Genomic DNA, 12,451 nt, shown 5'->3' with positions numbered 1-12,451 from the left:
TTGAAATATGTAAAGAATACTGCAAAAAGAGAAGGAGATTATTCCGTATTATAAAATTTATCCCATCAGACTGAGTATTGATCTAAAAGATCACTAGAACTTCAGAAACAAAATAATAAATAAAAATAGAATGGCTGCAGAATATTGATTTGCAGCTATTTTTTTAAATAAAGCTAAAAAAGTTAAATATTTCTCTATTTAGTGTAAAAATTATGTTTTTTATAAACGTTTTATGTTGTTTGTATTATTTTAAAATAGAGGTTGTTATTTGGTTTTTTATATCTTCATTAATGGAATTATCTTCAAAAAGTCGTAGAACTACTACAAATTTTCAGATTGATGGCTTAAAATTTTTTGAATATAAATAAGCGTTTTATATTTGTTTTACCATCACACCATAACAAAGTATTATTAACGACTAAAATTTACGATTATGACAGTATTAAAAGACGAATCTTAATATTCGGAAACGGAAAAGAATAAACGCCGTTAAAGCAGTATCTGATCCAAAGCAATTCATAAAGCTTACAATTTCCATTAGCTAATTCAATTTCAACTATTTCCTGAAACTTATGTTTCAGAAGTATTTACTAATGCCGAAAAAGATCAAAACTAAAATACTAAGAATATGGATATTAATCATTTTAAGGAAACAATTAAACCTTTCTTCTGGGTAGAACATGCCAATAGTTTTTCGGTATGTCTGGATGCGGGAAATTATAAACAAGAAATCTTTGAAACTAGAGCAGAAGAAGGTTTTGAAGGAAACGGTTACGATTGGGGTTCTCTAGCTCATGTTTTTTTGGATGAAAAAAGACCGGATCTCAGTGAAAGTATACGATTTGACCCTGAAGGTGGGATGTTCTGTGTTTATTCTTCTGAAGAAAATCAACTGAAAGATTTTATTCTGGACTTTAAAAAAGCATGTGAAGATGAAATTTTAATAAAAGACTTGTTTTCAAGAGCAGAATTGGATTAATGTTCAAAATTTATCAGAGGAGGAGAGAACATTCACAATTTTGAGGCAGAATTTATTTGTTCTTGAATTGTAAAAGAGTGAGTATGCCGGATTCGGCCAACCCTATTTTAAACCAATCTAATAAAAATAATATGAAGAAAATATTTTCAGAACTCAAAGGCTTTGTCATATACAGCCCTGAGCTTTTAGCAAAATATCTCCAAGACCACAATTTGCCAGGGAACAATATCCTGAAATATTTTGTAGAGAACGAACATGGAGATGTCATAACAAGATCAGGAATTGCTATTCCGGTGATAGGAGTTGAGGAGGGTTATTATTCATTTTGTATCTCTTCCAACGAAGATCATGTATTAGGAAATGAGGAAGTAGCTGCACAGTCGGATGGCTGGATATTTCAGACTTCAAATAATGAACTGAGAGTGGTCGGTATCGGGTATTTAAAAGATATTTCAACCATTAACGATGAAAATAGTATTCGGCTGAATCTGGAAAATGGCTGGTTTTCATTAAAAATACGTGCCGGTCATAAAAATGGAGAAAAACTCTTTGAACTCAATACAAAGAAAGAGGATAGCAGACCCGATTTTAATGGAGACCTTACCACCACTTATTATTTTAATTAAGAAGAATGGTTTCAATAATTGCCAAAAGTATAAAGTAGTTTGATGCTTGAGGTTTAATTCACTTTCTGATGTAGAAATCTACATGAGATTATCGTCTTAATATTCTCTATTCATTGGAATTTATAAGGGAAAATATTATTAAAATAAGTGCTAATAGGTTGATATTATTATGTATAACATAATTATTATCTGTTTTTAAAACTAAATTTATTAGCACTTATTCCCTGCATGTGGAATTAAAAATATATTTTTGCAGCAAACACAATGACCATGACGAAAATATATTTTATTTTTATTATGTGCCTTTTTCTTGTTCCTATAAAGGCTCGTGAATATAATAAAACAGATTCCCTTCAATCACCCGGAAAATTTTCATTTCCCAATACACCAGCTTCTCCCTTTCCTCAATTTTCTTTAGATCAATTCTCAGGATTTGTTGAAAATGATCCTGAAAATGATAAAGAAATTGGTAAAGCAATGGGAGCTTTTAAAGAACTCGAAAAAAGCGGAAATTTTACAAGTACGATTAATCCCAATGTGTTGACGGTGTTACCTATTGGTCTTAAAGAGAACAAATCTAATGTAGAATATAGTATTGTTGTTACGAAGGCTAAATTTACTCCAGAATATGCAATGATTAATGTATATGCCAGAGTAGCCACACCCCAACAAGGAGCCGAGAACGGGAAAAAAACATTGTTTTTCGGAGCCGAAGATATCAAGTTATCCTATAGTGGAAAGATCATTGGTGATGCAAAGCTATCGTTACTGGGAGATATCAATATGCCTTTTAACCAAAATCAATGGATGCTTACTCTTGAAGGGGGAAGGATTACTAGAAATGGTGAAAGTGTCAATGACAAGACCTTCGTTACGATAGATTGTGACGGGATTAAAGAACTTTCTTTAAAAGGCAATGTTCAGATCTCCAGAAACGTGCTTGTACCTTTAGATAATAAAGGAGCAGTACTCCCTGAAATTGGGAATAATGGAACCAACAGGGTTCGTGGTGATTTTGCTCTTAAGGCAAGCGATTGGAATGATATTTTGGTGAAAGTGAGCATCAGCCCTTTTGCCATTACTTCCCAAATTAAAAATCAGGATAAAGGATATTTCTCTTTTTTTGTCAATAATGCTATTTTGGATCTGAGTGACCTGAGAACGGATCCAAGTGTGCAATTTCCTCAGTACTACAATACTCATGGCTATCTGATTGGGGGAGCCGAATCATGGAGAGGATTATATGTACAGACTTTAAATATTGGCCTTCCCCAGGAATTTAAAACAGAAGATCATATTGATACTCGGGTTTCTTTTGAAGCCAATAATCTATTGATTGATTCCTATGGGGTGTCCGGAAGCTTCGCCGCCAATAATATTTTTCCAATAGAACGTGGAGTGACCAATAGAGAAAATGCCTGGCGATATTCTCTGGACAAAATAGGAATTGATCTTGCCGCTTCTAAAATTGTAGGAGCAAACCTGGAAGGGAAAATACAACTTCCGGTTCAAAAAAATAATGACAGTTCTACGAATACCATTCCGAATTATTTAGGATATAGAGGTGCCATAACAGAAGAACAGTACCTGATCTCTGTGACGACTCTTAATGATATTAATTTTGACATCTGGAGTGCTAAGGCAACTATTGCAGCAGGATCTTCCATTGAAATGCGTGTGAAAAATAGAGAATTTCTTCCTAAAGCAATTCTTAACGGAAGCATGGCTATTGCTGCCAATTCTTCTGCAGATGATAATGACCCTAACAGTAAAAAAGATGCCGATTTTAAAGGAATCGAATTTCAGGGACTTGCATTACAGACAAAAGCACCTTTTGTAACAGTTCAGTATTTTGGGGTAAAAGGAGAACAGAAACTAGCTGGTTTTCCGGCAAGTATTAGTAATATCGTTGTAATAGCAGATGGATCGCAGGCTAATTTAGGGTTTAATGTTACGGTTGGTTTACAGGAAGAACGCTTTTCTGCAACAGGTGGAATGATGATCAATGGCTTGATCGTAAGTGAAAATAACAGGCAGCGATGGAAGTATGATGGTTTCAACCTGACTAAATTAGCACTTAACAATGTAGATATTGGAGTGGGTAAGATCTCTGGAAGTCTTGAGATCATGCGTAAGGATCCTTTATATGGAAATGGATTTAAGGCTAATCTTAAAGCGGAAATTACAGCACTGAGTAAAATTACAGTGGAAGTAGCTGCAGCCTTTGGATACAGTACTTTTAGATATTGGGGATTTGAAGGATCCGTAAAAGGGCTTAGTATTCAGGCTACCGCATTGAAAATTACAGGATTTACGGGAGGTGCATTTTATCGAATGATTCCTGATCGTGAACTCACCATGAATCCTGCCTATGGAAATAAAGCTTTGGTTCTAAAACCCGATAATTCTGTGGGATTAGCATTGAGAGCTGGTATTTATGGTTCTATTCCGACAAACAAGACTATTGATATCATGGCCGGATTCAGTATTTCAACGAATCCTAATGGTGGATTGGCCAATATCGGGTTTATAGGTGAAGCAGTAGTAATGGCTGATCTTACTAAGTTAGTTCCCGGAGATGCACTAGCCGGTGTCCAGAATAAATTCAAAAAAATGACGGAGAATGTGCAGTTTTTGAATGACCTTAAAAATAATAAAACAGTCAATACTTTTCTAGATACAAAGAAGGTTGACGAGCAATATCCTATTACTGAAAAAATTGATGGTGCCATCTATGCTAAGTTGGCAATGAACTATGATTTTAACAATAATGTTTCCATGCTAGTTTGGATGTATTTATTGATATTGCCAAAGGAATTATCAAAGGAATTGGGCCTAATGGACGTGCCGGATGGGCTGTTGTACATATAGCACCGGATGAGTGGTATATGCATATTGGTACTCCAACGGATATGATAGGGCTTAAAGTTGGATTTGATAGTTTTTATTTACAGTCTTCCAGCTACTTTATGGTAGGAACCCGTATCCCGGGCAGTCCGCCACCACCGGTTGAAGTAGCAGAAATTTTGGGACTTCAGGTTCAGGATCTTGACTATATGAGCAACCTTAATGCTCTTGGTGATGGAAAAGGTTTTGCCTTTGGTACACACCTTAAATTTGATACGGGCGATATGACGGCATTATTCCTGTATGCCCGCTTCCAAGCTGGTTTAGGAACAGATATTATGCTTAAAAATTATGGTGAAGCTAAATGTTCCAATCGTGGTGGCGATAGAATAGGGATCAACGGATGGTACGCTAACGGTCAGGCTTATGTTTACTTACAGGGTGAGCTTGGTATTAAAATAAAACTTTGGTTTATTAAAAAGAGAATTCCAATTATTAAAGCCGGAGTGGCTGCTCTTTTACAAGCCAAAGGCCCCAATCCATATTGGGTAAGAGGTTATCTGGGTGGGTATTACAACTTGCTGGGTGGGTTGATAAAAGGGCGTTTTAGATTTAAGATGGAATTTGGTGAAGAATGTGTTCTTGAAAATTCATCAGTGCTTGGCGGTATGAAGATTATTACAGACTTAACACCTGGAAAAGATGAAACCAATGTTGATGTTTTTGCCATTCCTCAAGCCACTTTTGGAGTTCGTGTAAACGAGCCTATTGTAATCCCTGAAGATGATGGTGATCATACTTACAAAGTCATTGTAGAGAAAATGACCATTATCGATGATCAGGGTAAAGAAATTAAAGGAATTATAGAATATGCCAACTCTAAAGACTTTGCCAATTTTGTTTCTGATGATATTTTACCTCCGAATAAAACACTGAAAGCAATGGCGCAGGTGAGTTTCATGGAGAAAAAGAATGGATTGTATGAAATAGTGATGGTTGATGGCCAAAAAGCCATAGAAATTGAAGAACGTACGTTTACAACAGGTTCAGCACCGGAAGCGATTCCTCTGTCAAATATAAAATATGCTTATCCGGTAGCCGAACAGGAAAATTATTATAAAGGAGAAAGTACCAATGGTTATATCAAGCTAAAAAGAGGACAGGATTATCTGTTTGATGATCCCAATTGGAGTACTTTAACCGTTTTTGCTGCAGATTCTCCGGTAGAAAGTAATTTCTCTTATAATACGGTTGATAATATTGTGAATTTTAAGGTGCCGGATCTTTCTAAACAAAAAGATTATACATTGGCACTTATAGCCAAAAATAAGAACGGATCTAATAGCTCTTCTGAAAACGATACTGTAGAAAATACAGAGAAAACAGAAGAAAGTGGCGATGGATCGGCAATTTCTGTAACTACAGAAATTAAAAAAGCTCAAAATCTTTCTAAAAATGGGGAGATCGACAGGCTTTCGTATGTATTCAGAACCAGTAAGTATAATACACTTTCAGACAAATTATCTGCTTTGAATTTCAATCCGTTGTGGATCAAACTAAGTTCTGATGTCGTGACATTACAGAATAATATGAATGCTGATGAGTATTTTGATGCCACTGAAATTTCAGGTTCAAAATATACTGATAATAAACCGCTGATTAACCTTACAGCTTTAATGGAAGATTCATTTGCAGCCAAATTTAAAGGACTTTTATACAACAATTATCCGTTTGACGGATTAGAATTGAACAGGGCTGAGAGTGATGATGACTTTACAGGAATTCCGCCAGCGAATGCCTTCCCGGTATTTACTTCATATCTGCAGTATTTGGGGAATGATAAAGGCAATGCATTTTTGAAACAGACTTTCCCTTTCAAATATGACTTATTCAGTTATTATAAAGCAGACTGGTATGAATTGATCTCTAAAGCAGCCTCCAAGTATGTAGGATCTCCTGAAAACTCAAAGTCACCACTTATTAATGCTTTGCTGGAATCCACATTTGGAACCATCCCTTCCGTAAAGTATAATGTTAAGGCCAAATATATCTTGCCGGGAGACAAACAAGGATCAGAAAAACAAATTAACTATGAATTCAAATAAAGCTTGCTTTATCTGAGAACTCACTATAAAAAACACAAAACATGATTGAAGATTGTTTTAAATCATATCTAAAAAGACAGCACTACTATACCAAAGTTATTGCGCTATTTTTATTATTGATTTCAGGTCTTATGCCAGTGAAAGTGATGGCACAGCAATATCCTGTGAAGCTGGTTCCTGTTGTTATTCCACCTTATAGTCTTCGGCTTGCGGATTATGCAACCAGTACAGACAATAAGCTGCAGCTGCAGGTTTTAATGACTGACCTCCTGGAACCACAGCATCAGACGGGAATTAAATTTTCTCTGGAAGCAGGGCTTAATGCAGTTCCTATTGCAAGATCCAATGATTTTGTTGTAGGGCTGAGCCCTTTTATGCTGTATCCGGGAAGTAATGTCACCCTGAGTAATGTTGATATACGTTCCCTTTTTGAATTGCAAAATCTGGCCGGAATTAATGCGGTGCAATACTCAAAACCTCTGGCAGATGGGGTATATCAGTTTTGCTTCCAGGCATATGACTATTATACAAAGAATAATCTTTCTTCAAAAACGTGTACATCGGTTTTTATGGTTCAGTATGATCCACCGATGCTTACCCTTCCGCAAAATGCAGAAAAAATACAGGCATTAGCTCCTTATGGTGGCGGTGGCGGTATTGTATTTCAGTGGATGCCAAGGCAAATTGCTCCGAATACCCGTTATATTTTTACTTTAAAAGAACTTTGGGATCAGGGGCAGAGCCCAATTTCCGGCTTTCTTTCGGCTCCGCCACTATGGAGAGAAGAAACTTATGCACCTACTTTATATTATGGAATAGATAAAACCCAGCTTATGCCAGGCAAAAGATATGCTTGGCAGGTGCAGTCAAAATCAGGAACCCTGTATTGGGAGCCAACTCCACAGATGATAACGGCGTTTATAAGAATAACGGACTGTCGGAAATTTTCTATTTCGACTATGTAGAGAATTGTGCCGTTCCTACTTTGCTTATGGCTAAAAATGCGGGCAAAGGAAGGGTAGAGATCCGATGGAGTCTTGCTGGGCAGCCGGGTGGTTTGTACAATGTTCAATACCGAAAAAAAGGAAGCAGTGCAGAATGGGCTACCCAGCAAAGTTATCAGGCAACAGCCATTCTTACAGGACTTGAAGATAAAACAGAATATGAGTATCGGGTAGGTACAGTCTGCGGAAGCACTCAAACCTTTGGAGACACCAATCCAACGACTTCAGGAAATAGTGCCGGAAATGCATATAGCTATAGTGGAATTCAGTTTTTCACAACAGATGGCAGTTCTTCAAACAATAATTATCAGTGCGGTATCATGCCGGCAGTGGATATTGCCAATAAAAGTCCATTGCAGACCATGTTGGGGAATAATGAAGTATTTACAGCCGGAGATTTCCCGGTAACGGTATTATCAGCCCAAGGGAGCAATGGTATTTATACAGGAACAGGTTTCATTGAAGTTCCTTATTTAGCCGATACAAGAATCAAGGTAATTTTTACAAACATTAAGCTCAATACAGATAAAAAACTGATTGAAGGAACTGTTGAGACCACATATGATCCGAATGAAACCGCTGTACATTATGCTTCCGGCGGGCTAGGAGAAACTTTTGGAGATGCAGGAATCAAAGAGATTACCGTAGATTATACAATTGTAGATATTAAATATACGGCAACGCCACCTCCGGGAAAAATTACAATTTATGGAGATTCCGGTAATGGCGGGTCTCCAAGTCAGGAGGATCATCCGGGCGGAAAAGATTATGAAATTAAGGATAAAGACGGAAATATCTGGACGGTAGATGAAAATGGAAATGTTACCAAAACAGGCAAGGTTGCTGAAGGAGGAGCGTCCAATTCAACCAATACAGACGGAGTTTCCGGCAGTGGAAGTAGTGCTGCTGTCAACCAATATACCGCGAAAGGAATCAAAATAGAATGGAAAGAAGACGCTGCAGGTAAGTTTGCGTATGATACACCAGAAAAAACAAAGCTTCCGACATCCAAATATCCTTCTGTAAAAGATGCAGAGAACAATACCATATATGTTCCTTATAAGGCTACCGTTAATAAGCAGACAGAACTGTTTGATGCGAAAGTAAGTATTTCAGATCCTTCCCTTAAAGATGGAAAAATCATCTTTAAAACCTTAGGAACAGGAAAAGCTATTGAAGCTACAGAGCTTAATAAAACAGCTGCAGAAAGAAACTATCAGTTAAAACTTGCGGGTACATTTGATTATGCAGAGGAAGAGGTGATTGCGGTATTGATGCCAAAAGATAGTAACTCCAAGCAAAAAGTAATTGGAAGTTTCCGTCTTGTACACCTGAGCCCTGAAGATATCAATGTGAGTTTGGTTCCGCTGGATGCCGCTTCACAGTCTAATCTACAGGCACAAAGCTCAAAACTGAATCAGATTTACAATAAAATTGGAGTCAAATTCAATGTGAAGCACGAACCTGTCCTGGATATCAGTGCTATAGTAAGCGGAGATACTATTGATAGTAAAGATTCTGAACTGATGAGTACTTACAGCCCTCAGCAGCAGCAGATCAATAGTCTGTACAAAGGTACTGATGCAAGATATGTACTGTTTGTAACAGATAAAAAATCTTCAACCGGACAGAGTGGATATATGCGCCTGAATGGCCAATTCGGTTATGTATATGGAAATAGCCCAGCTAAGACAGGTGCCCACGAATTAGGACACGGTGTATTCAAGCTAGAACATCCTTGGAAAGCCTACGGAACTCCGGAAAAAGGAACGAATCTATTGATGGATTATACTCCAGGAGAAGAACTTTCTCATCTGGATTGGAAACAGGTCAATGATCCGGCATTTAAGCTGTATGCGTTCCAGGGGCAGAGTGCGGGAGAGTTTTCAGGCACTCAATTGACACCAGAATGGGAGCCGTTTAAATTTAGTGGATCGAGTATTTATCTTTCTGGTGATGTGAAAACTCCAAATGGAGCAGTTCATGGAATTGCCATGTGTAAAAACAACGACTGCTCAGAAAGAACAGATTATTATTGGGAAAACAGAAATGGTAAAAATGGTTATTATGCTAAAGGAATATCTGAGCCACTTGCCATTACCCTGCTTTCACAACAAGAAAAAACAAAGAATCCTGCAATTACATTATTCTGGAATTATGGAACTTGTGGATACAATAAAAACTATACGACTTTCTGGAATTATATTAAAGATAAAAAAGGCTTTGATCTTACTCAAGTTACAGATGCCAACTCTATTAAGTATTTGAATACTGTACCTTGTTTGGATGGTTCAGGAAGTAGTGTTATCTCTGATGATATTTGTGTAGGCAAGATGTAGTTGCTATTAATAACGGATATAACAAACTTCGTGAGATCATTGATTCTAATGACAAACCATTACTTGTTGAGACTATTAAAAATGTAGATGATTGTTCATTAAGATTATTGTCTTATACAGAGATCGAAAAATTAATTAAAAAATTAGGATACGACAGTACCATAAAAGACGATCAGGAATCCGCTATTGTAAGACTTGCTGCCTCTATTAAAACAGAAAATTTCAAGACCTTCTATATTCTTTTAGAAAACAATAATAATGAATTAATCAAAAATCTTGTCAGTCATTTACAGGATAGGATTATTCTTTATGGAGGTAATAATTACACCAATTTTATGGGGGTATTGGTGTCTATGTTTAACAAATATCCGGCATCAATTACCGATAGATGGCCAGCTGAAACAGATAATTTTGCTTCAAGAGTTATTAACCTTAATCCTGTAGACTATTCTAGCGATACTTCATCAATCACCTATCAGAGCTATACGTCCAAACATAACAACGGAGTCTATGATGAGTCAACAGGTAATATAGGTTTATATGATGTTTACACCACGTATCATCATAATCCGGTGACTGCCCATGAGTCTGGAGTGTCTAAAACGGAAAATACAGAAAAGATTACAGATATCTCACCATTGAGTCCTGTAATTATGATACCAAATGCAGATAAAATCCCTTTAATACAATCTGCAATAGATGGTTATGATTTTGGTAATGGTAATTATATTGTTCCCGCTATACTCCTGAAGTACAACAAAGATAAAATACGTAATGATTATATTGAAAAAGGTGTTATTACAACACTGGATATCGCTACTATATATCTGAGTGGAGGAGCTGCATTGGCAACTAAAGTGACATGGATACGCCGTGCATGGGCAATGGCTGAAGTGGCTGGAGCAGTTGGAAATATAGCTGTTACAACACAAACTGTAAATCCGGATAGTAATCTAGGAAAAGCAATCAATGCTTATAACCTTGGAATGGGGATTATCGGAGTGAAAAACCTTAGTGTTGGTGGATATAAGTTTATAAGCAGTCTTCCTCAGACTACAAAAAAATTATTGCAGGAGAATAAAGGATTAAGAGATCTATTGACTGCTAAATATCTTGAATGGAAAACACTTACTACGAATCTTGATAATCTGTCTACAGCAGAGAGAGAGTTGGTTACTAAACAAGAGCAGGTTTGGAAAGCTCTGGGAATTGTAGATAAACTTGTAGATGCTGTTTACAAAAATGTAAAATATGATGATTTTATAAAAACATTTACTGCGACTGATGAACAATATAAAATAGCATATAAACTTTGGGGTGAAGGAAAGTGGGATGAATTATTTAATTATTTTAAAAGAGAAAAATTAAATGATGGCTGGCCTCCATTTAGTGGTTTTAGTAAAATTAATCAAACGGTTAAAGGAAGTGAATACAATTTAAGAATAGATAGGTTTCAAAATAGGCCGAGTCTTGGAGGTGGTTTTGGTAGTCCTATTCTCCAAAACGGAGAAGGCGTTGATGACTTGGTTATACTTATGACTCTCGTATGTTGGCTACAGATATGAATGATGGTGATTATTATTTTTCTTTTAAAATGAGTAATAAAGCTACTGATGTAGATTTAAAAATAGGAGATGTGGCACCTTGGTTTAAGAAAAATGTGAATCTTTCCGGCGAACAGATTGAATTTTCTAAAAAATTACAAGATATTGATGTTACTTATTTTAAAGAAATTGAAGCATTACAAAAAGTTAATGGACAATGGAGAAAATGTATAATAGAAGGAAAAGGTGTTGTAACAGAATTACAAAATAGTTTAAATAAATTGCCTAAAAATGTAGCAGACGATATTGTAGATTATATCAATGCAGATAAAACGGGTAATAGATTGAAGTATTTTAAAAATGCAGAAAAATCAGGTAAACTGGATAAAACAGTAGAGGCCTATCAAATTTATAAAAGAAATAAAGCAACGACAATATTATGTCCATAGATCCATATCAACCACAGGTGTTTAAATCCAAATTTCATGATATTCAGCTTATAACAACGGAGCTGGATGAGCCTCATTACGGATATGAAATTTGGAAATGTAGATTATATATAAATGGTACAGTATTTCACCATGAGTATTTAAACTATGAGAATAAGTTTTTTGGACTCCCGGAAAACCTTGAAAATTTTGTTTTAGAATCATCAAATGGAAAGTTTGTATTCATTCCATATGGTCTTTTAGTATTAAATACTGAAAATCAGGAGCTCAAAAAATATGATAAAACAATTGAGAATTATAATAATAAATTTATTTCTAATCTGTTTTTAAATGATTTTCTTATCGTCTTAAACCAAAGAGTCATTTGTATTGTTGACATGGTAAAGAATAGATTTATTGAAGAGATTTATCCTTATCAAAAATTAGTATTTGAAAAAATGTGGATTGTAAAAAACAAAATATATTTTTTATATAAAGATAAAGAGCTTGATAAGAACGATACTTTAATTTTTAATACGGAAACTTATGCTTTTGAAAGCACAAATACATTATAACATT

At 35.8% G+C, this 12,451-nt stretch carries 9 protein-coding genes; all 9 read left to right on the top strand.

The window, feature by feature from the left end; translation table 11 throughout:
* Positions 1-628: 628 nt before the first annotated feature.
* Positions 629-979 (top strand): immunity 51 family protein, encoded by a 351-nt coding sequence (locus QWZ06_RS15725; RefSeq protein ID WP_290299439.1) that lies wholly within the window; start codon positions 629-631, stop codon positions 977-979.
* 83 nt (positions 980-1,062) lie between these two features.
* On the top strand, positions 1,063-1,605 hold the full coding sequence (locus QWZ06_RS15720; protein ID WP_290299438.1) for a hypothetical protein: 543 nt from the start codon (positions 1,063-1,065) through the stop codon (positions 1,603-1,605).
* Between the two features lie 270 nt (positions 1,606-1,875).
* Positions 1,876-4,476, top strand: coding sequence for a hypothetical protein (locus tag QWZ06_RS15715; RefSeq protein WP_290299437.1), 2,601 nt, complete (start codon positions 1,876-1,878; stop codon positions 4,474-4,476).
* A complete protein-coding gene (locus QWZ06_RS15710) occupies positions 4,392-6,557 on the top strand; it encodes a hypothetical protein (protein ID WP_290299435.1) in 2,166 nt (721 codons plus the stop codon). Before QWZ06_RS15715 ends, QWZ06_RS15710 begins: the two co-directional genes overlap by 85 nt.
* Positions 6,558-6,598: 41 nt before the next feature.
* Positions 6,599-7,522 carry a hypothetical protein gene (locus QWZ06_RS15705; protein WP_290299433.1) on the top strand — a complete coding sequence of 308 codons (924 nt, stop codon included), beginning with the start codon at positions 6,599-6,601 and terminating at the stop codon, positions 7,520-7,522.
* A complete protein-coding gene (locus QWZ06_RS15700; protein ID WP_290299431.1) occupies positions 7,411-9,900 on the top strand; it encodes a fibronectin type III domain-containing protein in 2,490 nt (829 codons plus the stop codon). Before QWZ06_RS15705 ends, QWZ06_RS15700 begins: the two co-directional genes overlap by 112 nt.
* Positions 9,882-11,465, top strand: coding sequence for a hypothetical protein (locus QWZ06_RS15695; RefSeq protein WP_290299430.1), 1,584 nt, complete (start codon positions 9,882-9,884; stop codon positions 11,463-11,465). The genes QWZ06_RS15700 and QWZ06_RS15695 overlap by 19 nt, the downstream gene beginning before the upstream one ends.
* Positions 11,447-11,893, top strand: a complete 447-nt coding sequence (locus QWZ06_RS15690; RefSeq protein ID WP_290299428.1) for a hypothetical protein — start codon at positions 11,447-11,449, stop codon at positions 11,891-11,893. Before QWZ06_RS15695 ends, QWZ06_RS15690 begins: the two co-directional genes overlap by 19 nt.
* Positions 11,884-12,447, top strand: coding sequence for a hypothetical protein (locus tag QWZ06_RS15685; protein ID WP_290299426.1), 564 nt, complete (start codon positions 11,884-11,886; stop codon positions 12,445-12,447). Before QWZ06_RS15690 ends, QWZ06_RS15685 begins: the two co-directional genes overlap by 10 nt.
* The last annotated feature ends 4 nt before the right edge of the window (positions 12,448-12,451 follow it).

The organism is Chryseobacterium tructae (genome assembly GCF_030409875.1).
GTDB lineage: Bacteria > Bacteroidota > Bacteroidia > Flavobacteriales > Weeksellaceae > Chryseobacterium > Chryseobacterium tructae.
Note: the sequence above shows the minus strand (reverse complement) of the source record. Positions and strands in the feature narration are given on the sequence as shown.